At 69.4% G+C, this 26,115-nt stretch carries 27 protein-coding genes; 18 read left to right on the top strand and 9 right to left on the bottom strand.

Features of this window, described 5'->3' with window-relative positions:
- Positions 1 to 98 precede the first annotated feature (98 nt).
- From AOK03_RS07650 to AOK03_RS07600, 11 genes are all read left to right on the top strand, one after another.
- Entirely contained in the window at positions 99 to 1,445 is a 1,347-nt protein-coding gene (locus tag AOK03_RS07650; RefSeq protein WP_055564411.1) for an MraY family glycosyltransferase, read from the top strand.
- 261 nt (positions 1,446 to 1,706) lie between these two features.
- The gene (locus AOK03_RS07645; RefSeq protein WP_055564410.1) at positions 1,707 to 2,156 is read left to right on the top strand and encodes a Cg1360 family ATP-synthase-associated protein; all 450 of its coding nucleotides are present in this window, start codon (positions 1,707 to 1,709) and stop codon (positions 2,154 to 2,156) included.
- A 228-nt stretch (positions 2,157 to 2,384) separates the two neighbouring features.
- Positions 2,385 to 3,203, top strand: coding sequence for a F0F1 ATP synthase subunit A (gene atpB, locus AOK03_RS07640; protein ID WP_482255758.1), 819 nt, complete (start codon positions 2,385 to 2,387; stop codon positions 3,201 to 3,203).
- Positions 3,204 to 3,279: 76 nt separating this feature from the next.
- Positions 3,280 to 3,519 carry an ATP synthase F0 subunit C gene (gene atpE / locus AOK03_RS07635; protein ID WP_055564408.1) on the top strand — a complete coding sequence of 80 codons (240 nt, stop codon included), beginning with the start codon at positions 3,280 to 3,282 and terminating at the stop codon, positions 3,517 to 3,519.
- A gap of 38 nt (positions 3,520 to 3,557) precedes the next feature.
- Positions 3,558 to 4,106, top strand: coding sequence for a F0F1 ATP synthase subunit B (locus tag AOK03_RS07630; RefSeq protein ID WP_055564407.1), 549 nt, complete (start codon positions 3,558 to 3,560; stop codon positions 4,104 to 4,106).
- Positions 4,103 to 4,927, top strand: coding sequence for a F0F1 ATP synthase subunit delta (locus tag AOK03_RS07625; RefSeq protein ID WP_055564406.1), 825 nt, complete (start codon positions 4,103 to 4,105; stop codon positions 4,925 to 4,927). The genes AOK03_RS07630 and AOK03_RS07625 overlap by 4 nt, the downstream gene beginning before the upstream one ends.
- Before the next feature lie 113 nt (positions 4,928 to 5,040).
- Positions 5,041 to 6,630 carry a F0F1 ATP synthase subunit alpha gene (atpA, locus tag AOK03_RS07620; protein WP_055564405.1) on the top strand — a complete coding sequence of 530 codons (1,590 nt, stop codon included), beginning with the start codon at positions 5,041 to 5,043 and terminating at the stop codon, positions 6,628 to 6,630.
- Between the two features lie 21 nt (positions 6,631 to 6,651).
- A complete protein-coding gene (locus AOK03_RS07615; RefSeq protein WP_055564404.1) occupies positions 6,652 to 7,569 on the top strand; it encodes a F0F1 ATP synthase subunit gamma in 918 nt (305 codons plus the stop codon).
- Positions 7,569 to 9,011, top strand: coding sequence for a F0F1 ATP synthase subunit beta (atpD, locus tag AOK03_RS07610; protein WP_055564403.1), 1,443 nt, complete (start codon positions 7,569 to 7,571; stop codon positions 9,009 to 9,011). The genes AOK03_RS07615 and atpD overlap by 1 nt, the downstream gene beginning before the upstream one ends.
- A 132-nt stretch (positions 9,012 to 9,143) precedes the next feature.
- Positions 9,144 to 9,518, top strand: a complete 375-nt coding sequence (locus AOK03_RS07605) for a F0F1 ATP synthase subunit epsilon (protein WP_055564402.1) — start codon at positions 9,144 to 9,146, stop codon at positions 9,516 to 9,518.
- A gap of 144 nt (positions 9,519 to 9,662) precedes the next feature.
- Positions 9,663 to 10,112, top strand: coding sequence for a DUF2550 domain-containing protein (locus AOK03_RS07600; protein ID WP_055564401.1), 450 nt, complete (start codon positions 9,663 to 9,665; stop codon positions 10,110 to 10,112).
- A 156-nt stretch (positions 10,113 to 10,268) separates the two neighbouring features.
- On the opposite strand, the gene AOK03_RS07595 is transcribed toward AOK03_RS07600, so the two are convergent.
- The 3 genes from AOK03_RS07595 to AOK03_RS07585 all read right to left on the bottom strand — a co-directional run bounded on the left by AOK03_RS07595 (position 10,269) and on the right by AOK03_RS07585 (position 14,155).
- Entirely contained in the window at positions 10,269 to 12,137 is a 1,869-nt protein-coding gene (locus AOK03_RS07595; protein WP_055564400.1) for a glycoside hydrolase family 18 chitinase, read from the bottom strand.
- 180 nt (positions 12,138 to 12,317) lie between these two features.
- Positions 12,318 to 12,968 (bottom strand): response regulator, encoded by a 651-nt coding sequence (locus AOK03_RS07590; protein ID WP_055564399.1) that lies wholly within the window; start codon positions 12,966 to 12,968, stop codon positions 12,318 to 12,320.
- A complete protein-coding gene (locus AOK03_RS07585; RefSeq protein ID WP_055564398.1) occupies positions 12,965 to 14,155 on the bottom strand; it encodes a sensor histidine kinase in 1,191 nt (396 codons plus the stop codon). The genes AOK03_RS07590 and AOK03_RS07585 overlap by 4 nt, the downstream gene beginning before the upstream one ends.
- 215 nt (positions 14,156 to 14,370) lie before the next feature.
- Between AOK03_RS07585 and AOK03_RS07580 the strand changes: the two genes are divergently transcribed.
- Positions 14,371 to 14,904, top strand: coding sequence for a hypothetical protein (locus AOK03_RS07580; RefSeq protein ID WP_055564397.1), 534 nt, complete (start codon positions 14,371 to 14,373; stop codon positions 14,902 to 14,904).
- Positions 14,905 to 14,915: 11 nt separating this feature from the next.
- On the opposite strand, the gene AOK03_RS07575 is transcribed toward AOK03_RS07580, so the two are convergent.
- Genes AOK03_RS07575 through AOK03_RS07565 form a run of 3 tightly spaced genes read right to left on the bottom strand, consistent with a single transcriptional unit; the run spans position 14,916 to position 17,073 of the window.
- Positions 14,916 to 15,488, bottom strand: coding sequence for a cob(I)yrinic acid a,c-diamide adenosyltransferase (locus AOK03_RS07575; protein ID WP_055564396.1), 573 nt, complete (start codon positions 15,486 to 15,488; stop codon positions 14,916 to 14,918).
- A gap of 13 nt (positions 15,489 to 15,501) precedes the next feature.
- On the bottom strand, positions 15,502 to 16,257 hold the full coding sequence (locus AOK03_RS07570; RefSeq protein ID WP_055564395.1) for an ABC transporter permease: 756 nt from the start codon (positions 16,255 to 16,257) through the stop codon (positions 15,502 to 15,504).
- Positions 16,258 to 16,281: 24 nt separating this feature from the next.
- Positions 16,282 to 17,073, bottom strand: coding sequence for an ATP-binding cassette domain-containing protein (locus AOK03_RS07565; protein WP_055564426.1), 792 nt, complete (start codon positions 17,071 to 17,073; stop codon positions 16,282 to 16,284).
- Positions 17,074 to 17,163: 90 nt separating this feature from the next.
- On the opposite strand from AOK03_RS07565, the gene AOK03_RS07560 reads away from it, so the two are divergent.
- The 4 genes from AOK03_RS07560 (at position 17,164) to AOK03_RS07545 (ending at position 22,032) form a co-directional block, all read left to right on the top strand.
- Positions 17,164 to 17,805 (top strand): TetR/AcrR family transcriptional regulator, encoded by a 642-nt coding sequence (locus AOK03_RS07560; protein WP_055564394.1) that lies wholly within the window; start codon positions 17,164 to 17,166, stop codon positions 17,803 to 17,805.
- A gap of 147 nt (positions 17,806 to 17,952) precedes the next feature.
- A complete protein-coding gene (locus tag AOK03_RS07555) occupies positions 17,953 to 18,801 on the top strand; it encodes a 3-hydroxyacyl-CoA dehydrogenase family protein (RefSeq protein WP_055564393.1) in 849 nt (282 codons plus the stop codon).
- A 196-nt stretch (positions 18,802 to 18,997) separates the two neighbouring features.
- On the top strand, positions 18,998 to 19,321 hold the full coding sequence (locus AOK03_RS07550) for an STAS domain-containing protein (RefSeq protein WP_030792181.1): 324 nt from the start codon (positions 18,998 to 19,000) through the stop codon (positions 19,319 to 19,321).
- 254 nt (positions 19,322 to 19,575) lie between these two features.
- Positions 19,576 to 22,032 carry an ATP-binding protein gene (locus AOK03_RS07545; RefSeq protein ID WP_079074546.1) on the top strand — a complete coding sequence of 819 codons (2,457 nt, stop codon included), beginning with the start codon at positions 19,576 to 19,578 and terminating at the stop codon, positions 22,030 to 22,032.
- Between the two features lie 106 nt (positions 22,033 to 22,138).
- On the opposite strand, the gene nucS is transcribed toward AOK03_RS07545, so the two are convergent.
- A complete protein-coding gene (gene nucS / locus AOK03_RS07540) occupies positions 22,139 to 22,810 on the bottom strand; it encodes an endonuclease NucS (RefSeq protein ID WP_055564392.1) in 672 nt (223 codons plus the stop codon).
- 254 nt (positions 22,811 to 23,064) lie between these two features.
- Between nucS and AOK03_RS07535 the strand changes: the two genes are divergently transcribed.
- Entirely contained in the window at positions 23,065 to 23,457 is a 393-nt protein-coding gene (locus tag AOK03_RS07535; protein WP_023538618.1) for an SCO5389 family protein, read from the top strand.
- 67 nt (positions 23,458 to 23,524) lie between these two features.
- Here AOK03_RS07535 and AOK03_RS07530 read toward each other — a convergent pair whose 3' ends face one another.
- Positions 23,525 to 24,559: an LLM class flavin-dependent oxidoreductase gene (locus tag AOK03_RS07530; protein WP_055564391.1), complete on the bottom strand. Its 1,035-nt coding sequence runs from the start codon at positions 24,557 to 24,559 to the stop codon at positions 23,525 to 23,527.
- 210 nt (positions 24,560 to 24,769) lie between these two features.
- Here AOK03_RS07530 and AOK03_RS07525 point away from each other — a divergent pair, with 210 nt between their 5' ends.
- A complete protein-coding gene (locus AOK03_RS07525; RefSeq protein ID WP_055564390.1) occupies positions 24,770 to 25,102 on the top strand; it encodes a hypothetical protein in 333 nt (110 codons plus the stop codon).
- 27 nt (positions 25,103 to 25,129) lie between these two features.
- Here AOK03_RS07525 and AOK03_RS07520 read toward each other — a convergent pair whose 3' ends face one another.
- On the bottom strand, positions 25,130 to 26,014 hold the full coding sequence (locus tag AOK03_RS07520) for an ABC transporter permease (RefSeq protein ID WP_425264361.1): 885 nt from the start codon (positions 26,012 to 26,014) through the stop codon (positions 25,130 to 25,132).
- Positions 26,015 to 26,115: the final 101 nt, after the last annotated feature.

Here is a 26,115-nt window from a genome sequence, read left to right as displayed (position 1 = left end):
CTCGTGCAACCATCGTCGCTACCCGGAAGTCCCCAACCGTATGCGCGCAAAGCTAGGGTGTGGGGCTGAGATGGCCAGCGAGACCTGTGGGGAAGCCCGTGCGTGAATACCTGCTGACGCTCTGCATCACGGCCGCGGTGACCTACCTGCTGACCGGCCCGGTGCGGAAGTTCGCGATCGTGGCCGGCGCCATGCCGGAGATCCGCGCCCGCGACGTCCACAGGGAACCCACACCCCGGCTCGGGGGCATCGCGATGTTCTTCGGCCTGTGCGCGGGCCTGCTGGTCGCGGATCACCTGCCGAACTTGAACGCGGTCTTCGAGAACTCCAACGAGCCGCGTGCGCTGCTCTCCGGTGCGGCGCTGATCTGGCTGATCGGTGTCCTGGACGACAAGTTCGAGATCGACGCGCTGATCAAGCTCGGCGGTCAGATGATCGCCGCGGGCGTCATGGTCATGCAGGGTCTGACGATCCTGTGGATCCCGGTCCCCGGTGTCGGCACGGTCTCCCTGACGTCCGGCCAGGGCACCCTGCTGACCGTCGCGCTGGTCGTCATCACGATCAACGCCGTGAACTTCGTCGACGGCCTCGACGGCCTCGCCGCGGGCATGGTGTGCATCGCCTCGGCGGCGTCCTTCATGTACGCCTACCGGATCTGGTACGGCTACGGCATCGAGGCCGCGGCCCCGGCCACGCTCTTCGCCGCCATCCTCATGGGCATGTGCCTCGGCTTCCTGCCGCACAACATGCACCCCGCCCGGATCTTCATGGGCGACTCCGGCTCGATGCTCATCGGGCTCGTCCTCGCGGCGGGCGCGATCTCCGTCACCGGACAGGTCGACCCGGCCGCGATGAAGCTGAACTTCGGCACCGGCCGCGACGCCACACACGCGATGCTGCCGGTCTTCATCCCGCTCCTGATGCCGCTCACGATCATCGCGATCCCCTTCGCGGACCTGGTCCTCGCGATCGTCAGGCGCACCTGGAACGGCAAGTCGCCGTTCGCCGCGGACCGCGGCCACCTCCACCACCGGCTCCTGGAGATCGGCCACTCGCACAGCCGCGCGGTGCTGATCATGTACTTCTGGTCGGCGCTCATCGCCTTCGGCACGGTCGCCTACTCGGTGCACTCGACGAGCGTGTGGATCCTGCTGCTGATCGTCGCGCTCAGCGCGCTCGGGCTCGTGCTGCTCCTGCTGCCGCGCTTCACGCCGCGCACGCCGCGGTGGGCGGAGGCCTTCGTGCCGCCGCGCTACCGCCGTCGCCGGGCGGCCGCCGGGCTCGCCGCCCAGGAGGCGATGCATGGGGCGCACGAGGACGGGCAGGCGCCCGGCGGTCCGGAGTCGCAGAAGAAGACTCCGGTCCCGGCGGGCGTCAACGGAGCGACCGCGATCGGCGCTCGTTCGCGCTTCCAGGAACGGCGGGAAGCCGGTTCGTCACGTTGACGCGTGACCCGAAAACGCTCCATTACCAGACAAACTGACGCTCCGGATGCACAGACGCGCGGATTACTTCTCATGTGTGACAGTCGGCACACCTAACAGGTAAAGACCTCATCAAATAGTTTGTGATACGGTTCACGAGATCCCGGGATAGAGCCGAAGGGCCGTAGTGCGACGGTCCATTGGCCCGAGGGACCCCCTCGACCCGGGTCTACGCTCGTCCATGACGACACCCTGCCCCCATCAGTAAGCGGAGCTGCCGCCATGCCGTCTCAAGACGCCCGAAATCTCCTTCAGTCCGCCGTGCCCACGGCTGCCGTCGGCGCGATCGTCGCCGCGGTCAGCGGTGTCGTTGCCGGTGGCAAGGGGGCGATCGGAGCGGTCGTCGGCACGTTGGTCGTCATCGCGTTCATGGGGCTCGGACTGTTCGTCCTCCAGCGGACGGCCAAATCGCTTCCGCAGCTGTTCCAGGCGATGGGGCTGATGCTCTACGTCGCCCAACTCCTGCTGCTGCTTTTCTTCGTGGCCATCTTCAAGGACACGACTCTGTTCAACCCGAAGACATTCGCCGTCGGACTTGTGGTGGCCACCGTCGCGTGGATGGCGTCGCAGGCCCGCGCGCACATGAAAGCCAAGATCCTTTACGTCGATCCCGACTCCCACGGCGACTCCGAGAAGAAGGACAAGCCGGAGAAGTCGGGGTCGTCGACGTGAAGGGTAGGGGCGGGATAAATGGCCGTTCGAGATGCTGCTATCGTCCGGTGCCAACTGCGGCACTGCGGGCGCGGGCATCTGAGCTGACGCCTGCACGATCGCGAGGCTCGATGCCTGAACGCCGCTCACACTTCCGAAACACCAGTCCGGTGCCGACTCGCGGCCGCGTGCCGCGCCGACACGACAACGAGGTTGCCGTACCTATGCGTCACGCCGAAGGAGCCCGCGGTGAGTGCTGACCAAACTGAGCTCGCCTTTGAGTGGAGCTGTCGGATCATGTCCGACAACGGCTGTGGCTTCCCGGCTCCTGGCCTGCACTCGTTCCTTTTCAAGCCGATCTTCACGGTCGGCGGGTTCGAGTTCAACAAGGTCATGCTGCTCGCCCTGCTGACCACGCTCGTCGTCGTCACTTTCTTCTACGTGGCGTTCGGCAAGGCCAAGATGGTTCCGGGCAAGCTGCAGATGATCGGTGAGGCCGGCTACGACTTCGTACGCCGCGGCATCGTCTACGAGACCCTCGGAAAGAAGGAGGGCGAGAAGTACGTCCCCCTGATGGTCTCGCTGTTCTTCTTCATCTGGATCATGAACATCTGGTCCGTGATCCCGCTGTCGCAGTTCCCGGTCTCCTCGGTCATCGCCTACCCGGCAGTGCTCGCGCTCCTGGTCTACGTCATCTGGGTGTCCCTGACCTTCAAGCGCCACGGCTTCGTCGGCGGTTGGAAGAACGTCACCGGTTACGACAACTCGCTCGGCCCGATCAAGTGGCTCGTGTCGTTCATCGAGTTCTTCTCGAACCTGCTGGTGCGTCCCTTCACGCACGCCGTGCGACTCTTCGCCAACATGTTCGCCGGTCACCTGATGCTGGTGATGTTCACCGTCGCCTCCTGGTACCTGCTGAACAGTTACATGATCCCGGCCGCCGGTGTCTCCTTCGTGATGACCATGGTCATGATCCTCTTCGAACTCTTCGTTCAGGCCGTCCAGGCGTACGTCTTCGTACTCCTCGCCTGCTCGTACATCCAGGGCGCGCTCGCCGAGCACCACTGAGCACCCGCCCCTCCACACCCCCAGAACGTCCGGTGGCCAACCCCCACCGGCCCATGAAAGAGAAGGAAGTAACGGCATGTCCGCGACCCTCGAACTCGCCGCTGGCGTCTCCGGCTCCCTCGGTTCCATCGGCTACGGTCTCGCCGCGATCGGCCCCGGCATCGGCGTCGGCATCGTCTTCGGTAACGGCACCCAGGCCCTGGCCCGCCAGCCCGAGGCCGCCGGTCTGATCCGCGCCAACCAGATCCTGGGCTTCGCCTTCTGTGAGGCGCTCGCCCTCATCGGCATCGTTATGCCGTTCGTGTTCGGTAAGTAAGCGCTTCTTACTGACACTTTTCGACGAAAGGCACTGATGTGATCGCCAACCTGGTTCAGCTGGCGGCCGAGGAGGAGCAGAACCCGCTCGTCCCGCCGGGTCCTGAGCTGCTCGTCGGCGCCATCGCCTTCGCCATCGTCTTCTTCTTCTTCTGGAAGAAGCTCCTCCCGAACATCAACAAGGTTCTGGAAGAGCGCCGGGAGGCGATCGAAGGCGGTATCGAGAAGGCCGAGGCCGCTCAGACCGAGGCCCAGAGCGTTCTTGAGCAGTACAAGGCTCAGCTCGCCGAGGCCCGGCACGAGGCCGCGCGTCTGCGCCAGGAGGCGCAGGAGCAGGGCGCCACGCTCATCGCCGAGATGCGGGCCGAGGGCCAGCGTCAGCGCGAGGAGATCGTCGCCGCCGGTCACGCGCAGATCGAGGCCGACCGCAAGGCCGCCGCGCAGTCGCTGCGTCAGGACGTGGGCCAGCTGGCCACCGACCTGGCGGGCAAGCTCGTCGGCGAGTCCCTGGAGGACCACGCCCGGCAGAGCCGCACCATCGACCGCTTCCTCGACGAGCTCGAGGAGAAGGCCGAGGCTGCTCGATGACAGCGCACGGAGCTAGCCGCGAGGCCCTGGCCGCCGCGCGCGAGCGCCTCGACGCGCTGACGGACAGCACCTCGGTCGACGCGAAGCAGCTCGCGGACGAGCTCGCCGCGGTCACCGCGCTGTTCAGCCGCGAGGTCTCGCTGCGTCGGGTCCTGACCGACCCGGCGCAGTCCGGCGAGGCCAAGGCCGAGCTCGCGGGCCGCCTGCTCTCCGGACAGGTGGGCGGCGAGGCCGCCGACCTGGTGGCGGGCATGGTGCGCTCGCGCTGGTCGCAGTCGCGTGACCTGGTGGACGCCCTGGAGGAGCTCGCCAACCTCGCCGACCTGACCGGTGCGCAGAAGTCCGGCGCCCTGGACAACGTCGAGGACGAGCTCTTCCGGTTCGGCCGGATCGTCTCGTCCAGCACCGAGCTGCGGGCCGCGCTGACGGACCGCGCCGCGACCGGCACGGCCAAGAGCGAGCTGCTGCGCAGCCTGCTCGGCGGTCGCGCCGCCGACGTCACGGAGCGTCTCGTCGAGCGCCTCGTGACCGCGCCGCGTGGACGTAGCCTGGAAGACGGACTCGAGTCCCTCTCCAAGCTGGCCGCGGACCGTCGCAACCGGATGGTCGCCGTCGTCACTTCCGCCGTTCCGCTCTCGGACCGGCAGAAGCAGCGTCTCGGCGACGCCCTGGCCAAGGTGTACGGACGCCCGATGCACCTGAACCTCGACGTGGACCCCGAGGTCCTCGGCGGGATCACGGTCCAGGTGGGCGACGAGGTCATCAACGGCTCCATCGCGGACCGCATCGAGGAAGCCGGCCGCCGCGTGGCCGGCCAGTAAGAGCAACACAGTACGACCTACGGCCCTAGTTGGGCCGTGCAGAGGATTCCTGGGGGTTGACCCCAGACCCCCAAGAAAACTTTCGGGCCCAACAAGGAGAGCAGGGAACCCAGATGGCGGAGCTCACGATCCGGCCGGAGGAGATCCGGGACGCGCTGGAGAACTTCGTCCAGGCGTACAAGCCGGACGCGGCCTCGCGCGAGGAGGTCGGTACGGTCACCCTTGCCGGCGACGGCATCGCGAAGGTCGAGGGCCTGCCCTCGGCCATGGCCAACGAGCTGCTGAAGTTCGAGGACGGGACCCTCGGTCTCGCGCTGAACCTGGAAGAGCGCGAGATCGGTTCGATCGTCCTCGGTGAGTTCAGCGGCATCGAGGAGGGCCAGTCGGTCAGCCGTACCGGCGAGGTCCTCTCGGTCGCGGTCGGCGAGGGCTACCTTGGCCGCGTCGTCGACCCGCTCGGCAACGCGATCGACGGCCTCGGCGAGATCGAGACCAGCGGTCGTCGCGCCCTTGAGCTGCAGGCCCCCACGGTCATGCAGCGCAAGTCGGTGCACGAGCCGATGGAGACCGGCTACAAGGCCGTCGACGCGATGACCCCGATCGGCCGTGGCCAGCGTCAGCTGATCATTGGTGACCGCCAGACCGGCAAGACCGCCCTGGCCGTCGACACGATCATCAACCAGCGCGACAACTGGCGCTCGGGCGACGTGAACAAGCAGGTGCGCTGCATCTACGTCGCCATCGGTCAGAAGGGCTCCACCATCGCCTCCGTGCGCGGTGCCCTCGAAGAGGCCGGCGCCCTGGAGTACACGACCATCGTCGCCGCCCCGGCGTCCGACCCGGCCGGCTTCAAGTACCTGGCGCCGTACACCGGCTCGGCCATCGGCCAGCAGTGGATGTACGAGGGCAAGCACGTCCTCATCATCTTCGACGACCTCTCGAAGCAGGCCGACGCCTACCGCGCCGTGTCCCTGCTGCTCCGCCGCCCGCCGGGGCGCGAGGCCTACCCGGGTGACGTCTTCTACCTGCACTCGCGTCTGCTCGAGCGCTGCGCGAAGCTCTCGGACGAGCTGGGCAAGGGCTCGATGACCGGTCTGCCGATCGTCGAGACCAAGGCGAACGACGTGTCGGCGTTCATCCCGACCAACGTCATCTCCATCACCGACGGCCAGTGCTTCCTGGAGTCGGACCTCTTCAACGCCGGTCAGCGCCCCGCGCTGAACGTCGGTATCTCCGTCTCCCGAGTCGGTGGTTCCGCGCAGCACAAGGCGATGAAGCAGGTCTCCGGTCGTCTCCGTGTGGACCTCGCCCAGTTCCGTGAGCTGGAGGCGTTCGCCGCCTTCGGTTCCGACCTGGACGCCGCGTCGAAGGCTCAGCTGGAGCGCGGTCAGCGCATGGTCGAGCTGCTGAAGCAGCCGCAGTACGAGCCGATGGCGACCGAGGACCAGGTCGTGTCCGTGTGGGCCGGTACCACCGGTCGCATGGACGAGGTGCCGGTCAACGACATCCGCCGCTTCGAGCGTGAGCTCCTCTCGTACCTGCACCAGAGCGAGAAGGGCCTCATGACCTCCATCAAGGAGGGCGGGAAGATGTCGGACGACACGCTTCAGGCCGTCGGCGACGCGATCGCGGCGTTCAAGAAGCAGTTCCAGACCTCGGACGGGAAGCTTCTCGGCGAGGACGCCCCCGCCGCTGCCAAGTGACGTAAGGAAGGGACCTGACTCATGGGAGCCCAGCTCCGGGTCTACAAGCGTCGCATCCGATCCGTCACCGCGACCAAGAAGATCACCAAGGCGATGGAGATGATCGCCGCCTCGCGTGTCGTCAAGGCGCAGCGCAAGGTGGCGGCCTCCACGCCGTACGCGACCGAGCTCACCCGCGCGGTCACGGCGGTCGGCACTGGCTCGAACACGAAGCACCCGCTGACGACCGAGCCGGAGACGGCGACCCGTTCCGCGGTGCTGCTCCTCACGAGCGACCGCGGACTGGCCGGCGCCTTCAACTCCAACGCCATCAAGGCCGCGGAGCAGCTCACCGAGCGCCTCGAGGCAGCGGGCAAGGAGGTCGACACGTACATCGTCGGCCGCCGCGGTCTGGCCCACTACAACTTCCGCGAGCGCAAGGTCGTGGAATCGTGGTCGGGCTTCACCGACGAGCCTTCGTACGCGGATGCCAAGAACGTCGCGGTGCCACTGATCGAGGCCATCGAGAAGGAGACGGCTGAGGGCGGCGTGGACGAGATCCACATCGTCTACACCGAGTTCATCTCGATGATGACGCAGACGGCCATCGACAGCCGCCTGCTGCCGCTCAGCCTCGAAGAGGTCGCGGAGGAGTCGTCCGCCAAGGGCGAGATCCTTCCGCTGTTCGACTTCGAGCCGTCGGCGGAGGACGTCCTCGACGCCCTGCTGCCGCGGTACGTCGAGAGCCGTATCTACAACGCGATGCTCCAGTCGGCTGCCTCCAAGCACGCCGCCACGCGCCGCGCGATGAAGTCGGCAACCGACAACGCCGGAGACCTGATCAACAGCCTCTCCCGGCTTGCCAACGCGGCCCGCCAGGCCGAAATCACCCAGGAAATCAGCGAGATCGTCGGCGGCACAGCAGCGCTGGCCGACGCGACCGCGGGGAGTGACAAGTAATGACGACCACTGTTGAGACGGCCGTTGCCACGGGCCGCGTCGCCCGGGTCATCGGCCCGGTCGTCGACGTGGAGTTCCCCGTCGACGCGATGCCGGAGATCTACAACGCCCTGCACGTCCAGGTCGACGACCCGTCGACCGAGGGCGCGAAGAAGACGCTGACCCTCGAGGTCGCCCAGCACCTGGGTGACGGCGTGGTCCGCGCGATCTCGATGCAGCCCACCGACGGCCTGGTCCGCCAGGCCCCGGTCACCGACACCGGCAAGGGCATCTCGGTGCCGGTCGGCGACGTGACCAAGGGCCGTGTGTTCAACACCCTCGGTGAGGTCCTGAACGACGAGCCCTCGTCGGTCGCGGACGCCGAGCGCTGGACGATCCACCGCAAGGCCCCGGCCTTCGACCAGCTCGAGTCCAAGACCGAGATGTTCGAGACCGGCCTGAAGGTCGTCGACCTTCTCACCCCGTACGTCAAGGGTGGAAAGATCGGTCTGTTCGGTGGTGCCGGTGTCGGCAAGACCGTTCTGATCCAGGAAATGATCGTCCGTGTGGCCAAGCTGCACGACGGTGTCTCCGTCTTCGCCGGTGTCGGCGAGCGCACCCGTGAGGGCAACGACCTCATGGTCGAGATGGAGGAAGCCGGCGTTCTGGACAAGACCGCGCTGGTCTTCGGCCAGATGGACGAGCCGCCGGGCACGCGTCTGCGCGTCGCCCTGGCCGGTCTGACCATGGCGGAGTACTTCCGCGATGTTCAGAAGCAGGACGTGCTGTTCTTCATCGACAACATCTTCCGCTTCACGCAGGCCGGTTCCGAGGTCTCGACCCTGCTCGGCCGCATGCCGTCCGCGGTGGGTTACCAGCCGAACCTGGCCGACGAGATGGGTCTCCTCCAGGAGCGCATCACGTCGACCCGTGGTCACTCGATCACCTCGATGCAGGCGATCTACGTCCCCGCGGACGACCTGACCGACCCGGCCCCGGCCACCACGTTCGCCCACCTCGACGCGACGACGGTGCTCTCCCGTCCGATCTCGGAGAAGGGCATCTACCCGGCCGTGGACCCGCTGGACTCCACGTCCCGCATCCTGGACCCGCGCTACATCGCGCAGGACCACTACGACGCCGCCATGCGCGTCAAGACGATCCTGCAGAAGTACAAGGACCTCCAGGACATCATCGCGATCCTCGGTATCGACGAGCTGAGCGAAGAGGACAAGCTCGTCGTCGCCCGTGCCCGTCGCGTGGAGCGCTTCCTGTCCCAGAACACCCACGCCGCCAAGCAGTTCACCGGTGTGGACGGCTCGGACGTGTCCCTCGACGAGTCGATCGCGGCCTTCAACGCGATCTGCGACGGCGAGTACGACCACTTCCCCGAGCAGGCCTTCTTCATGTGCGGTGGTCTCGAGGACCTCAAGAAGAACGCCAAGGAGCTCGGCGTCTCCTGAGCTCGGTAGCTCGATCCGGAGAGGGGCGGGGGCACCCCGCGCGGGGGCCGTGTCCCGCCCCTCTTCGTACGCCCACTAGAATTTGACCCAACACCCGGCTGAACCGCCGGGTGGTGACCCGAGGAGCCACCCTTGGCTGCTGAGCTGCATGTCGAGCTGGTCGCAGCGGACCGCAGTGTCTGGTCCGGTGAGGCCACCCTGGTCGTCGCGCGCACCACGTCCGGCGACATCGGCGTCATGCCCGGTCACCAGCCGCTGCTCGGTGTGCTGGAATCGGGCCCGGTGACCATTCGTACGAGTGACGGCGGCACGGTCGTGGCCGCTGTCCACGGAGGATTCATCTCCTTCGCGGACGACAAGCTGTCGCTGCTGGCCGAGATCGCGGAGCTGTCCGACGAGATCGACGTCCAGCGTGCGGAGCGGGCGCTGGAGCGCGCGAAGTCGGAGGCCGACGCCTCCGCCGAGCGTCGCGCCGACGTCCGACTGCGTGCGGTGGCGACGCGCTGACCCCAGCGCGCGGCGTAACGTGACTCAGCCGCGGCCAGGTCCGGGAACAATCCGGACCGGGTCGCGGCTGAGGCAATGCGGGTGCAATGTATTGGTCCGTTGTCGGTCCTTCGACCGACAGTAGAGGCGAGGAGGTCGGTGCCGATGATCCTCACTCTGCTCGTGTGCGGACTTGCTTTGATCGTGCTGGTGTTGGTGGGGCTCTTCGTCTTCGGCCTGCGGCGCCGGCTGATCCAGCGCTCCGGCGGCACCTTCGACTGCAGCCTGCGGTGGGACGCCCCGGAGAAGGGCGACACCTCCGGCAAGGGCTGGGGGTACGGGGTCGCCCGCTACAACGGTGACCGCGTCGAGTGGTTCCGCGTCTTCTCCTACGCTCCCCGGCCCCGCCGGGTTCTCGAGCGCTCCGCCATCGAGGTCGTGGACCGTCGCGCCCCGGACGGCGAGGAGGAGCTGGCCCTGCTCTCCGACGCCATCGTGCTCGGCTGTCAGCACCGCGGCACCCGGCTCGAACTGGCGATGAGCGAGGACGCGCTCACGGGTTTCCTGGCCTGGCTGGAGGCGGCGCCTCCCGGCCAGCGGGTGAACGTGGCCTAGCCGCAGTCTCCCCAGGGGCGCGGGGCTCTGACATATGCGGCTCCGCCGCGCGGGCGCGACCAGCCAGAGCCGTCCCGCAGTTGCGTGACATGGAGAAGCCGGGAAGACAGGGGGCGATCCTGTCTTCCCGGCTTCGTCTGTGGGAGACGGCCGGGACTACTTCAGGCCGTCATTGATCGCAGAAACCAGCTCACCGTTGGCCGTGTCACCGCTGAACTCCCAGAAGAACGCACCGCCGAGCTTCTGGTCCTTGGCCCAGGTCATCTTGGCGCGGACCGTGGCCGGGGTGTCGTAGGACCACCAGTTCGTGCCGCAGTGGGCGTAGGCCGTGCCGGCGACGGTCCCGTTGGACGGGCAGGAGTTCTTGAGGACCTTGTAGTCCTCGATCCCCGCCTCGTACGTGCCGGGCGCCGCACCGGTGGCCGTGCCGCCGGGCTCCTTCTGGGTGACGCCCGTCCAGCCGCGGCCGTAGAAGCCGATGCCGAGCAGGAGCTTGGCGGAGGGCACGCCCTTGGCCTTGAGCTTGGAGATGGCGGCCGCGGAGTTGAAGCCGTCCTTCGGGATGCCGGAGTAGGACGTGAGCGGCGAGTGCGGGGCCGTCGGTCCCTTGGCGTCCCACGCGCCGAAGAAGTCGTACGTCATCACGTTGTACCAGTCGGCGTACTGCGAGGCGCCGCCGTAGTCGGCCAGGTCGAGCTTGCCGCCGTCGGAGCCGTCCGCGCTGATGGCGGCGGTGACCAGGTTCTTGGTGCCGAACTCGTTCCGGAACGCCTGCATCATGTTCTTGAAGACGGCCGGGCCCGAGGAGTCACAGGACAGACCGCAGGCGTTCGGGTACTCCCAGTCCAGGTCGATGCCGTCGAAGACGTCGGCCCAGCGCGGGTCCTCGACCAGGTCGTGGCAGGACTTGGCGAAGGCCGCCGGGTTCTTCATGGCGTCGGTGAAGCCGCCGGACCAGGTCCAGCCGCCGAAGGACCAGAGGATCTTGATGTTCGGGTACTTGGCCTTGAGCTTGCGCAGCTGGTTGAAGTTGCCGCGCAGGGGCTGGTCCCAGGTGTCGGCGACGCCGTCGACGCTCTGGTCGGCGGTGTAGGCCTTGTCGATCGCCGCGTAGGAGTCGCCCATGGTGCACTTGCCGCCCTGGACGTTTCCGAAGCTGTAGTTGATGTGCGTGATCTTGCCGGCCGAGCCGGAGCTCGCGATGTTCTTCGCGTGGTAGTTGCGCTGGTAGACGCCCCACTCCGTGAAGTAGCCCAGCTTGACCTTGTCGCCGGGGCCGGGGCCCGGGTCGCCGCCGCCGGTGGTGCGGACCTTGACGGCCTCGCTGGCGGGGCCCGTCTGGTCGGCGGTGTCGCGGGCCTGGACGGTGTAGGAGTAGTCGGTGCCCTTGGTCAGGCCCGTGTCGGAGTACGAGGTCCCGGTCACCGTGGCGACCTTGGCGCCGTCGCGCAGGACGTCGTAGTTCTTGACGCCCTTGTCGTCGGTGGCGGCCTTCCAGTCGAGCTTGACCGAGGTGTCGGTGATGCCGGAGGCCGTCGGGGCGCCGGGGGCGCTCGGCGGCTTGTCGCCGGGCACGCTGCCGCCGTCACAACTGGCGCCGTTCAGCTCGCACTTCGAGGGGGCGCCGGGGCCCGTGCCGTTGAATCCGAAGGAGACCGAGGCGCCGGGGGCGAGCGTCCCGTTCCAGCCGAGGTTCTTGGCGGTCCAGCGGTTCCCCGAGTTGGTGACGGTCGCGTCCCAGGCCGAGGTCACCTTGGTGTCGGAGGGGAAGTCCCAGGCGACGTTCCAGGAGCTGATGCTGGTGGTGCCGGTGTTCTTGATCGTCCACTTGCCCTCGAAGCCGCTGCCCCAGTCCTGGGTCTTGGCGAACGTGGCGGTGGCCTCGGACGCGGCTTCGGGGGCCGCGTCGGCGGGGCCGCCGAGGGCGACCAGAGTGGCGAGCGGGAGAAGCAGGGTCGTCACTCCCGCCACTGCTTTGTGTCTGAGTCTGAGTCTCGGGCGTGTGCTGTTCGTCGTGAAGCGCACGAGTGCTCCTCGCGTGAGTTCCGGGGGTCTTAGGGGTTTGGACCCTGCGCCGCCCGTGAGCACGTGGACACGTGGGGGAGTGCTCACCGCAGTGCGGTGAGAATAGAAAGGTCTGGACCAGCGGTCAAGAGGTCTCTACCAGTGGCTGGTTCGCGCCGGTCCGGCGGCCCGGGTTCCGTTTCAGACGCCCAACTCCTGCGCGAGGACGGCCGCTTGCACCCGGCTGCGCAGCTCCAGCTTGCCCAGCATCCGGCTGACGTGCGTCTTCACCGTCGCCTCCGCCATGGCGAGACGGGTCGCGATCTCCGCGTTCGACAGCCCCTCGCCGATGCAGGAAAGGACCTCGCGCTCGCGGCGCGTGAGGCAGTCCAGGATCGCCGGGTCCGGCGCGTTCTCGCCCCGCACGGGCTTCGCCGGTGCGGCGAACTCGGCGATCAGGCGGCGGGTGACGGCCGGGGCGATCAGCCCCTCGCCGCGGGCGACCGTGCGGACGCCTTCGAGGAGGTCCTTCGCCTCGGTGTTCTTCAGGAGGAACCCGGAAGCGCCCGCCCGCAGCGCCCCGAACACGTACTCGTCGAGGTCGAAGGTGGTCAGCACGAGCACGTCCGCGAGGCCCTCGGCGACGACCTGCCGGGTCGCCGACACCCCGTCCAGGCGCGGCATCTGTACGTCCATCAGGACCAGGTCGGGGCGGAGCTCGCGGGCGAGCGCGACGGCCTCCTCGCCGTCCGCCGCCTCGCCGACGACCTCGATGTCGGACGCGCTGCGCAGGATCAGCACGAGTCCCGCGCGCACGGCTGACTGGTCTTCGGCGACTAGCACCCGGATCATTCCTTGGCTCCTTCGTCCGCGGGGTCGACGGGCAGGGTCGAGACGACGTTCCAGACCTTGCCGTCGGGGCTGCTCTCGGGGCCCGATTCGAAGGTGCCGCCGAGGAGTTCGGTGCGCTCGCGCATGCCGACGAGGCCGGCGCCCGAGCCGGGGGCGCGGGGCCCGGAGGGGTCCCCGTACGGGCTGGTCACACGGACCGTCAGGGCGCGCGGTCGCTGGGCCAGGGCCACGGTGACGCGACCGGGCGAGGCGTGCTTGAGGGCGTTGGTCAGGGACTCCTGCACGATGCGGTACGCCGCGAGTCCCACCGGCGCGGGCAGCTTCGGCCCGTCCGCGGGGCGAGCGTCGTCGAGCGTGACGTCGAGGCCGTTCGTGCGGGCGCCCTCGACCAGGGCGGCCAGGCCGTCCAGGGTGGGCGCGGCCGTGGGTTCCAGGTCGCCGGTGTGGTCGCGCAGGATGCCGATGAGGCGGCGCATCTCGGCCAGTCCCTCGACGCTGTTCTCCCGGATGACGGCGAGCGCGTCCTTGCTGGTCTTCGGGTCGTCCAGGGAGAGCGCGGCCGTCGAGTGGATGGCGATCGCCGAGAGGTGGTTGGCGACCATGTCGTGCAGTTCCCGGGCCATCCTGGCGCGCTCGGCGCCGACGGCCTGGACCCGGTCCATCTCGGCGAGCAGCGCGGTCTGCTCGGCCCGCAGCTTCGCCGCCTCGGCGGCCTCGCGGTGGTTGCGCACGAGGACGCCGGTGGTGGCGGGGCCGAAGGAGACCACTCCGGCGAGGAGGCCGATGAGGATGGCCTGGGGCTTCTGGAACCAGGCCAGGAAGCCGACGGTGATCGCCACCGTGATCAGGCCCGTGGTCACAGGGATGCGCCGGGCGGCGGCCGGTGTGCCGTACACGACGGCTGCGTACACGATGTCCGTGAACATCATGATCGAGGCGAGGTTGCCGTCCGTGAACTGGTCGGCGACCAGCGCGAGCGTGCCCCCGCACAGGGCGAACTGCGGTGCTGAGCGCCGCAGCAGCGACAGACACGCCAGGACGCACAGGGGGATCAGTGCCCAGGTGCCGCCGAGCGGCCGGTCCGTCTGCGCGTGCAGTCCGAGCGCCCACAGCGCGAGACCGCTGAGCAGGCTGACCGAGGCGATGCCGACATCGACGCGGTGCGGACGGGCGAGGGGCAGGACCATGCCCCCCATCCAACACGGTGGACCGGGTCCCCTGCCTGGTCCTGGGGGAGGAGTCCGACCGGTGCCGACTACATCGAACTGGCTACCGCGCCCGCAGGCGGTGCGGCCGCTACATCGAAGGATGCAGTGCCACTTCGTCACTGGCGACGACGATCACCGGCCGCCCGGACGCGAGCCTTGGAGGTGACAGGGGAAGTGAACGTGAGGAGAGCGCCGTGATCGTCGCGCTGATCATCATCTGCGAGGTCGGCTTCTGGGTGCTGCTGGCCGCCGGGCTCGCCGCCCGCTACCTGCTGCGGATGCCGCGCCTGGGCATCGCGCTCCTGCTGTGCGAGCCGCTCCTCGAGGTGCTGCTCCTGGTGGTGACCGCCGTCGACCTCAAGAACGGTGCCGACCCGAGCTGGAAGCACGGCCTCGCCGCGGTGTACATCGGCTTCACCGTGGGCCACGGCCACCGGACGGTGCGGTGGCTCGACGGGCACGCGGCGCACCGCTTCGACGGCACGCCGGTGCCGCGCCCGCCGCGCTACGGCAGGCCGCGCGCGCTCCACGAGGCCAAGGTGTGGCTGGGCACCGTCGTCGCGGCGGCCGTCGCGAGCGGTCTGCTGCTGCTCGCCATGTGGTACGTCGACGACCCGAGCCGCACCTCGTCGCTGGAGAGCTGGATGTACACGGCCTGGCGGACGGCGGGCATCCACGGCCTGATCGCGCTCAGCTACACGCTGTTCCCGAAGAAGACCCCGGTCTGAGGGCGTGAGCGCTACCGCTCCCCGCCGGGCACCCACAGCACGTCCCCGACCGCCTTGTTCGCCGTGCGGGCCAGGATGAACAGGAGGTCGGAGAGGCGGTTGAGGTAGGTGGCCGTGAGCGGGTTCATGACCTCCCCGTGGACCTCGAAGGCCGCCCAGGTCGACCGCTCGGCCCGCCGCACCACCGTGCACGCCTGGTGCAGGAGCGCCGCCCCGGGCGTGCCGCCCGGCAGGATGAAGCTGCGGAGCTTCTCCAGCTCCTCCAGGAAGCGGTCGCAGTCGCCCTCCAGCTTGTCGATGTAGGACTGCTCGACGCGCAGCGGCGGATACTTCGGGTCCTCGACGACCGGCGTGGACAGGTCGGCGCCCACGTCGAAGAGGTCGTTCTGGACCCGCACGAGGACCTTGACCACGTCCGCGTCGAGCTGTCCGAGCGCGATCGCCGTGCCGATGGCCGCGTTGGCCTCGTTCGCGTCGGCGTACGCCGCGATCCGCAGATCGGTCTTGGCGGTGCGGCTCATGTCCCCGAGGGCCGTCGTCCCCTGGTCGCCGGTCCTGGTGTAGATGCGCGTCAGATTGACCATGCGGCCAGCCTAGTTACGCTCCGGCCTTCCTGAAGACACGTGTGCCCACCGTCACGGACAGCAGGACGAAGCCGAGCGCCATCAGGACGCCGTACAGCATCGTCGTGGTCGCGTAGTCGCCCACGTATCCCGCCCGCATCGCGTCGACGAGGTAGCGGAACGGCATGAAGTGGGAGAGGACGTCCAGCCAGGCGGGCGCGAGCGCCATCGGCAGCATCAGGCCGGAGAGCAGCATCGAGGGCATGCTCACCGCGTTCACGGCGGGGCCGAACTCGTGCGGCTTGTCGACCTTCATGGCCAGCGCGTACGAGAGCGAGGCGAGCCCCGCGGTCAGCAGCCCCACGAACGCGAAGCCGATCAGGATGCCGCCGAGCGGCGCCCTGAGCCCCATCACCAGCGCGGCGAGCACGAGCAGCACCGCCTGGAAGACGAAGAGCGCGCCGTCGCGCAGGATCCGGCCGAGGAGCAGCGCGAGACGGCTCACGGGGGTCACCCGCATCCGCTCCACCACGCCGAACTGCTTCTCGATGATGAGCGCGAAGCCGCTGAAGGTGGCGCCGAACAGGCCGAGTTGGAGCAGCAGGCCCGGCACGAGCACCTGCCACGAGTCGCCCTGCGAGCCGAGCGGCAGATCGGTGAGCAGCGGGCCGAAGAAGAGGAGGTAGAGGAGCGGGGTGAGGACGCCGAAGAGGATCTGGAACTTGGAGCGCAGGGTCTGCCGGGCGTACCGCCCGAAGATCAGCGCGGTGTCAAAGAGCAGTGCAGGCATGGCGGGGGTCCCGGGTGGTGAGGGTCAGACGGCGACGGGGGCGGTGTCCGTGGTGGATGGGGACGCGATGTCCCGCCCGGTGATGGCGAGGAAGGTGTCCTGGAGGGTGGCGTCGATCGAGCCGCCGTACCGCAGTTTGAGCGCGCCGGGCGTGCCCTCGGCGACCACGACGCCCTTGTCGACGACGACCAGGCGGTCCGAGAGGGCGTCGGCCTCGTCGAGGTAGTGCGTGGTGAGGAAGACGGTCGTGCCGTGCTCGTCGCGCAGCCCCCGCACCAGCTCCCACAGGTCGGCCCGGCTGCCCGGGTCGAGTCCGGTGGTCGGCTCGTCGAGGAAGAGCACCGCGGGCCGGTGGGTGAGCCCCAGGGCGATGTCGAGCCGCCTGCGCTGGCCGCCGGAGAGCGCCGCGCAGGGTCGCTCCAGCAGTTCGGTCAGGCCGAGGTCGTGCGCCAGCTCCGTCGCGCGGGCCACCGCCTGGGCCTTCGTCAGGCGGTAGAGCCTGCCCTGGGTGATCAGTTCCTCGCGTACGGAGACGCTCAGATCCACGCCGCCGGACTGGGCGACGTAGCCGATCTTCTCGCGGACGCCCGCGGGGTCCCGCACCAGGTCGCAGCCCGCGACGGTGGCGGCGCCGCCGGTGGGCGGGAGCAGCGTGGTCAGCATGCGCAGGGTGGTGGTCTTGCCCGCGCCGTTCGGCCCGAGGAAGCCGAGGATCTCGCCGGGTTCGACGCGCAGGTCGATGCCGCGCACGGCCTCGACCGGGCCGCCCTTGGTCTGGAAGGTCCGGGCGAGCCCGGAGGTGCTGATGATTGCCATGACGACCACAAAAACAGAGTCACTTAAATTTTGCAACGTCACCAAAAGTTGTAGCTACTCTAAAAGTTCAGAGACCCTAGGATGGGAGACATGAGTGAGGGCCTGAGGGAGCGCAAGAAGCGGCAGACCAAGCAGCGGATCTCGGACATCGCCACCGGGCTCTTCCTGGAGCACGGCTTCGTCACCGTGACCATCGCCGAGATCGCGGACGCCGCGGACGTCTCGGTCAACACGGTCTACAACTACTTCCCGGCCAAGGAGGACCTCTTCCTCGACCGGGGCGACGACGTCATCGACCGCCTCTCCCGCTATGTGCGCGGCCGCCGCGACGGGGAGTCCGCCGCCGACGCCGTTCTGCGCGAGCTGCGCACCGGCGTGGAGGGCGTCTCGCCGGCCATCGGGCTCTTCCCCGGCTGGGCCGACTTCATGAAGGTCATCACCGAGGCGCACGCCCTGCGCTCCCGGCTCTGGGCGATCCAGCAGGAAGCCCTCGACCGGCTCACGAAGACCCTCGCCGAGGAGACCGGGGCCGCGGCGGGCGACCCGCTGCCCGGCCTCGTCGCGGGTCAGCTCTCCTGGGTCCAGAGCACCCTCATGGCGTGGATCGGCGACGAGATGTCCAAGCGCCGCGAGCCCGCCGAGGTGTCCCGCGAAGCCCTCGCGCTGCTGGACGAGATGGAGGACCTGCTGAGCGAGAAGGTCCTCAACTACGCGCCGCGCACCGCCGAATGACGCGTACCAGTGTGATGTCCGTCATCTGAGACGTGACGCGCATCTCTTCACGGACACATGCGCGCTCACGACCGCTAACGTGCGCCGAAGAGGCATACGTAAACAGCGTGTAAGCCAAGCGTGATAAGCGGTAGGGGAGTCGGAACAGTGGCACGGAAGCTCGCCGTCATCGGAGCCGGACTCATGGGGTCCGGCATCGCTCAGGTATCCGCCCAGGCGGGCTGGGACGTCGTCCTGCGCGACGTCACCGACGCGGCCCTGACCCGCGGCACCGACGGGATCAAGGCGTCTTACGACAAGTTCGTGAGCAAGGGCAAGCTCGCGGCCGAGGACGCCGAGGCCGCGCTCGGGCGCATCACGACCACCACCGACCTGGACGCCGTCGCCGACGCGGACATCGTCGTCGAGGCCGTCTTCGAGAAGCTCGAGGTCAAGCACGAGATCTTCCGCACGCTCGACAAGATCGTGCGCGACGACGCCGTGCTCGCCTCCAACACCTCCGCCATCCCGATCACCAAGATCGCGGCCGTGACGGAGCGTCCGGAGCGCGTCGTCGGCGCCCACTTCTTCTCGCCCGTGCCGATGATGCAGCTCTGCGAGCTGGTGCGCGGCTACAAGACCAGCGACGAGACCCTCGCCCGCACCAGGGAGTTCGCCGAGTCCGTCGGCAAGACCTGCATCGTCGTCAACCGCGACGTCGCCGGCTTCGTGACGACCCGTCTGATCTCCGCACTCGTCGTCGAGGCCGCCAAGCTCTACGAGTCGGGCGTCGCCACCGCCGAGGACATCGACATCGCCTGCAAGCTCGGCTTCGGACACGCCATGGGGCCGCTCGCGACCGCCGACCTCACGGGCGTCGACATCCTGCTGCACGCCACCGGAAACATCTACACGGAGTCCCAGGACGAGAAGTTCGCGCCGCCGGAGCTGATGCGCCGGATGGTTGACGCCGGTGACATCGGGCGCAAGAGCGGGCAGGGGTTCTACAAGCACTGAACCAGCACTGACGTACGCCGTCTGACGCCCCGTTGGACGCTTCGGCGCCCCGCGGGTCACCCCTCGGAGTGAATTCGGTATCGGTTCGCTTACAGACGGCAACTTCCGCACCCAAGCGGCAGTCAGTTGCAGTGACATACGCAGACGCCTTACGTATCGGGCGTCACAGCAGACACAGCACTCTCGGGGAGCGCATATGCACATCAGGGGCGACCAGGCCCAGCTGGTCGTCGGGGGACGCCTCGACGTACGCAGCGCGGCGGACGCCCGCACGGTCCTGCACTCGGCCGTCGACGACGGCGCCGGCGACCTGGTGCTCGACCTGTCCGAACTCGACTCGTGGGACGCCACGGGACTCGGCGTCATCATGGGCGCCCACCGCCGCGCCGGCCGCTGCGGACGCAGACTCGTCCTGCGCCATGTGCCGCCGCAGATGCAGCGCCTCCTCGTGGCGACCCGGCTCCACCGGATCCTCGCCATCGAGGGCGGCATCGGAGTCGAATCGCTCCCCAGAGCCTGACCGGCACCGCCGGAACGGCCGAGAGCGCACCGAGAAGGCATTGAGCACGCACTGAGAGCGCACAATCCTCACGAACCTGTGACGTCTCGGACGGGGCGGTACCCCGCCCTCCCGTAGATACTGAGCAAAGGTCTAGGGTTCGGTCGCCCACCGATATACGGACCCGCACGGGGGCACCGGACCAGAAGCGACAGCGCAGTGTGCACGAAGGCCGGAGGGGGCTCTGCACACCACGCATCTGGGGGGCTAGGACCATGGACCCGATGAACCGGGGACCTGAAGAGTACGGCCACGACGGCAACCACACCCATGAGAACCCGGCCGATCAGGCCGACCCGGCGCGCTCCGGTCGGACGCCGCGCGATCCCATGACGCCCGACTTCGGCCAGCCGGCACCCGCGCTGGCCCGCACCGTCCAGCTCGTCTCGGGCGACTTCCTGCTCACCGTCAACCCTGTCGACGGCAGCGAGATCGAGCCCTGCCCGCCCGGCGAACGGCCGGCGCCGCCCGCCAAACGGACCGCGGCCGATCGCGCCGAGCTGCGCCGCGCCTCGATGCCGCCCGTGCCGCCCGGGCCCGCACTGCCCAGGCTGCCGCTCCTCGAACGCCAGGAGGAGCGCGAACGCCTCGCACGGCTCCTCGCGCGCGGCCGCTCGGTGCGACTCACCGGACCCGCCGGATCGGGCCGCACAGCGCTCGTGAACGCCGTCGCCGACGACTGCGCGGACCTCGCGCCCGACGGTGTCGTCCGCCTCTCCGGCTACCGCAGGACGCCCGGCGAGCTGCTCCACGACCTCTTCGCCGCCGTCCACGACGCGCCGCTGCACCGCCCCGAGCGCGCCCAGCTCCTCGAACACGTCCACGAGATCGGCGCGGTCGTCGTCCTGGACGACCTCGAATTCGGCGGCGCCGCCCTCGACGAGCTGCTCGACGCGACACCCGAATGCGCCTTCCTCATCGCCGCCACGCCCGACGTGGCGGCGCCCTCCGCCGACTCCCACCTGGAAGAGGTCTTCCTCGGCGGACTCGGCCGCGGCGGCGGCCTCGAACTCCTGGAGCGCGCCGTCGGCCGCGTCCTCGACGACGAGGAGGCCAACTGGGCGGGCGACCTGTGGTTCGAGTCCGAGGGCCTGCCGCTGCGCTTCGTCCAGGCGGGCGCCCTGCTCCGCCAGCGCGACCAGCTCCGCGCCGACCCGCACGCCTTCGAGGAGAACGGCTACTTCGGGGACACCCCCGTCGACGCACCCTTCGCCGCCGACGGCCACGACGTGCCGCTGCCCTCGCTCGCCGACGGCGCCGCGCCCGCCGCCCTGCTCGCCTCGCGGCTCAGCCCGGCCGCCCGCGCCACGCTGAAGTTCGCCGTCGCCCTCGGCGGCGAGCTGCCGCACCAGGCCCACCTGCCCGCCCTCGTGGGCGACACCCACGCCGACGCGGCCCTCGCCGAGCTGGTCGGCTGCGCCCTGGTCACCCCGGTCGGCGCGCACTACCGCCTCGCCGCCGGAGTCCGTACGCAGCTGGAGGCCGTCGGGTACGCCGAGGAGGCCGCGGAGTACGCCCTGGGCGCCGCCCAGCACTACGCCTGGTGGTCCGGGCACCCCTCGGTCACCCCGGAGCGGGTCGCGGCCGAGGCGGACGCCGTACAGGCCGCCCTCGCCGCCCTGGTCGCCACGGAGAGCGGCGCCGCCGTGCTGCTCGCCCGTACCGCGGCGCCCGCCTTCGCCGGCGGGCTCGACTGGGGCGCCTGGGAGCGTGCCCTGCGCTCCGGCCAGGAGGCGGCGCGGAACGCGGGCGAGGTCGCCGAGGAGGCGTACTTCCACCACGAGTTGGGGATCCTCGCGCTCTGCGGCGGGCAGCTCGACCGGGCCCGCGCCGAGCTGGAGGCGTCCATAGGGCTGCGCGGTGCGCTCGCCGACAAGCGCGGCATGATCTCCGGGCGCAGGGCCCTCGCCCTGGTCGCCGACCGTTCGGGTGGCGCACTGCCCGGCGGGCGCACGGCCGCGGGCGAAGAGGTGCCCGACGCGCGCTACGAGGAATCGGCGTCGCCGCCCAGCGGCATCCCGGCCGCGTTCGCCCTGCCCGAACCGCCCCCGGAGCCGGACACGCTGGTCACCAGCAGGGTGACGCCCGCCCCCGCGGCGGGTCCCGCGCCGAGCCGCCGCTCCATCATCAGCGGCACCCGGCGCAACCTCGTCGCGGCCGGTGCGGGAGCCCTGCTCGCCGCCGTCCTCGGCACCGTCGTCACGCTCGGCGCCACGTCCGGCAACGACGACTCGCCGGGCGACAAGGTCACCACGGAGCAGTCGGCGAAGGAGGACCGCGACGGCGACGGCCTCAACGCCGACAAGCCGCAGAAGGACTCCACGAGCCGCGCCGACGACCCCGGCGAGGACGGCGTCTCCGACACCTCGGGCAGTCCCACGCCGAGCGACAGCGGCGAGCCGTCGGACGAGCCGAGCGACAGCGCCGAGCCGTCGGACGACCCGACGAAGCCCACGGACGAGCCGACGAAGCCGACCGACGAGCCGACCAAGCCCACGGACAAGCCGACCAAGCCGACGAAGCCGCCGACGAAGCCGCCTACGACACCCCCGACGGACCCGCCGACCACTCCGCCCACGACCCCGCCGACACCGCCCGAGAGCGACTCTCCGCCGACCTCGCCCGACATCTCGGACTCGGCGAGCGGCCCGGGGGCCGAGGACAGGACCTGAGGACGGGATCCGGGACCGGATCTGAAAGGAGGAGGGCCGGGTCCTGATGGACCCGGCCCTCCTGCACGTCCTGCGTGTGCGTATGTGTGCGGCTGCCTCCGCGGGGTCAGAACAGCCGCAGCTTGTCGTCCTCGATGCCGCGCATCGCGTCGTAGTCCAGGACGGTGCAGCCGATGCCGCGGTCCGTGGCGAGCACCCGCGCCTGCGGCTTGATCTCCTGGGCGGCGAAGATGCCCTTGACGGGTGCCAGGTGCGGGTCGCGGTTCAACAGCTCGAGATAGCGGGTGAGTTGCTCGACGCCGTCGATCTCGCCGCGGCGCTTGATCTCGACGGCGACGGTCTGCCCGTCGGCGTCGCGGCAGAGGATGTCGACCGGGCCGATCGCCGTCATGTATTCACGACGGATGAGCGAGTATCCCTCGCCGAGTGTCTCGATCCGGTCGGCGAGCAGCTCCTGAAGGTGTGCTTCCACGCCGTCCTTGATGAGGCCGGGGTCCACGCCCAGTTCGTGCGAGGAGTCGTGCAGGACTTCCTCCATCGTGATGATGAGCTTCTCGCCGGCCTTGTTGACGACGGTCCACACACCGGCGTCGTCCCCGGTCCCCTCCTTCAATGTGCAGGGCGGAGACATCCAGTTGAGCGGTTTGTAAGCCCTGTCGTCCGCGTGGATGGAGACGCTGCCGTCCGCCTTCACAAGGATCAGGCGGGGTGCCGACGGGAGATGGGCGGTGAGCCGGCCCGCGTAGTCCACGGAGCATCGGGCAATGACGAGACGCATGGGGCGCAACGCTACTCGACTCGGGGCGGTGCGCGCGATTCGCCCGTCCCGCTCCCGGCACCCCCGCGCCGAAGAGGCGACTTGTCCGTCGATGCGCCTGTTCGATCCTGGCCGGTTATGCGCCCAATCTCCTGGTGCGCTTACCGCCCGGTGCCTACCGTAGAAGCTAGAGGTCGTCATCCGTGCACGCTGCGTAGGCGGACTCCATCCCTGTCCGTAGGCCCCCGCTCCCCGGGGGTGCGAGAGGAGAACCCATGTCGCTCGACGTCTCACCGGCACTGTTGGAACAGGCCGAGCGAGGCGAGGTGGACGAAGCAGAATTCGTCGACTGCGTCCGGACCTCCCTGCCTTTCGCATGGGAGATGATCAGCTCCCTGGTGGCCCAGTTGAAGGTCGACGGCGGCGAGTTCGCCGACAACCAGACCCCGCCGCCGGACGAGCAGGCACGTGGCCAGCTGCTGCGTGCGCTCGCGAGTGACGCGATTCGCGGTGCGCTGCAGCGGCATTTCGGGGTGCGTCTGGCATTCCAGAACTGCCACCGCGTGGCAGTCTTCCCGCTCGATCCGTCGGTGGACGAACGGCTTGCCCGCTTCACCTCGATCCGAGGTCAGCTCCTCAACCAGTCCCCTGAACTCAGGGACTGCTGACGCCTGTTGCTGCCGCTCCGTACGCGGGAGGTGTTTCAGTCCGGAGCGGCAGCTCCTCGGCCGGGTCTCAGCAGAGTCGGGGCAGCACCTCGGCGCCCAGCCTCCGTACGTTCTCCTCCGTGGCCGCGAGGTCGCCCGAGCCTTCGACGAGCAGTGCGAAGCGGGTGATGCCTGTGCGCTCGGAGGTGGCGGCGAGCCGGTCGGCGCAGACCTGCGGGGTGCCCACGGGGTGCAGCCCGCAGAGCAGTTCCGTGTAGGCCACCGGGTCTCGCATGGCACGGTGCCTGCCGTCCACCGTCACATGGGCGTCCAGCCCCTGCTTCAGCCACCCCGGCATCGCCTTCTGTAACGTCTCTGCCGCGTCCAGGCGCCGGTCCGCGATCTGGGCGACTCCGGCGGAGACGTGCGAGGCGGTGGAAATCTCCTCCGGCGTATGCCCCGCAGCACGTGCGTGGCGATTCCACAAGGCCACCATTTCGGCCTTCTCGTCGTCGCCCACGTGCATGCCGAGGAGCATCGGCAGGCAGCGCTGCGCGGCGAGCCGCACGCTGGACGGCGAGGTGCAGGCCACGACCACTTCGGGGCCTGCCGTGCCCTGGCCGTTCAGGGCCTCCTGCGGGCGCGGCACGACGGCCACCTCACGGAACGAGAACCGCTCGCCGCGACCCTCGACACGGGCCTCCCGCAGCCACCGGAGCAGCAGGTCGAGGGATTCGGGGAACCCCTTCTCGTACGCCTCCAGGCCCGACCCGAACACCTCCAGGTCCACCCAGGGGCCGCCGCGTCCGACGCCGAGCGAGAAGCGGCCGCCCGACGTCATGTGCAGCAGGGCCGTTTGCTCGCCGAGCGCCACGGGGTGGGCGGTCGGGAGTACGCTCACGGCCGTGCCGACGCGGATCCGCCGCGTCCGCCCGAGGAGCAGCGCCGCGAGGGTCACCGCCGACGGGCACGTGCCGTACGGCACGAAGTGGTGCTCGGCGAGCCAGACCGAATCGAGTCCCGCCTCCTCGGCCACCTCGGCGGACCGCACCGCCCGGTGCAGTGCCTCCCCCTGCCCCTGTCCGGGGAACTGCGCGGCCAGAACAAAACTACCTACACGCATCGAACTCCTGCTTCCTTGACGCCGACGCAGGCACTCCCCTACGGGCAACAACGCATGACACGTGCCAAAGGCACGGCCTGGCAGGAAGATTGTTTGATTTTCCACGCGTCGGAGGGGGGGGTGAGGCCGTCCGTCCGGGCCGGGTACCCCTCGGCGCGGCGCGTAGGCTGGTCACACCCCTGACCGCCGTACAGCCCGTGAGGTGTTTCCGTGTCCCCGCGTCGCAACCGCCCCAAGGTCGCCGGAGAGCCGAAGACGTCCACGGACGCGGAGCCCTCGGGTCGTTACGGCGGCTTCCAGAGCACCGAGAGCTGGCAGGGCGAGGAGTGGAGCGTGCGCCACGTGGCGGGCGCGAGCGCGGCGGGCAAGCGGTACCGCTGCCCGGGCTGCGACCAGGAGATCCCGTCGGGCCTCGCGCACGTGGTGGCCTGGCCCGAGCACTCCGGCGTCGACGAGCGCAGGCACTGGCACAAGGCGTGCTGGAACGCGAAGGACCGCCGCACCACGCGGGTGCAGCGGTCCCGTAACGCACCGAGGTACTAGCGCCTCGCGGAGCTGTGCCTCACACGGCTATACGTCGCGCTTCTCCAGGAGCGCGAACGCACCGGCGACGGCGGCCGCCGTGACGACGACGAGCAGCGTCAGCTGCGAGCCGCCGCTGGCGCCCGTGTCGTCCGCGCCGAAGATCTTGGCGAGGGCCGTGATGGCGTTGTAGTCGTTCATCTTCTCGCCGAGTGGCTGCGTGCTCTCCCAGATCATCAGGAACCCGCCCAGGATCGCGGGCAGCAGCACCACGCCGAGCATCGCCGTGATGGCGCCCGCGGAGTGTCGCAGTATCGAGCCGACGGCGAGCGCGAGCACGCCGAGCAGCGAGACGTACAGACCGCCCTTGAAGACCGTCCCGGCCCAGGGGAGGTCGCCCGCCTCCGGGCCGCTGTTGGCGGCCGACGCCGCGAGGCCCACCAGGAGGATGGATCCGGCGGACACCACGAAGGCGACCACGAAGAAGATCAGGATCTTCGCGGTGAGGACGCGGGAGCGCTGCGGCGACGCGGTGAACGTCGTACGGATCATGCCCGTGCCGTACTCGGACGAGGTGACGAGCACGCCCAGCGTGATCAGGCAGATCTGGCCCAGCATCAGGCCGAAGAAGGCCGGGACGGTGAAGGGCATGTCCGCGTAGTCGCGCGGCTCGGTGTTGGCCACGGCGAGCAGGCCGATGCCGATGACCAGGAGCAGGAAGATGCCCAGGGTCCACATCGTGGAGCGGACCGACTTGATCTTCGTCCACTCGGAGGAGAGGGCGTTGCCGAGGTGGGTCTTCTTGACCGGGATCGGCGAGGTGTAGGCGTTCGCCATCGCCTGCTGCCAGGCGGAGGGCGGCGCGGGGGCCGCGGGCGGAGGCGCCGTCGGGGCGCCCTGCATCGGGGCGCCCTGGGCCGGAGCCCCCTGCATCGGGGCGCCCGCCTGTGCGTACGCCTGCTGGGGCTGCGCCTGCGGCTGCTGCTGCGGAGTCGGAGGCGTGGTCATCGCTGGTCCTCGCTGTCGCGCTTGGT

The organism is Streptomyces atriruber (assembly GCF_001418325.1).
Classification (GTDB): Bacteria; Actinomycetota; Actinomycetes; order Streptomycetales; family Streptomycetaceae; genus Streptomyces; species Streptomyces atriruber.
Note: the sequence above shows the minus strand (reverse complement) of the source record. Positions and strands in the feature narration are given on the sequence as shown.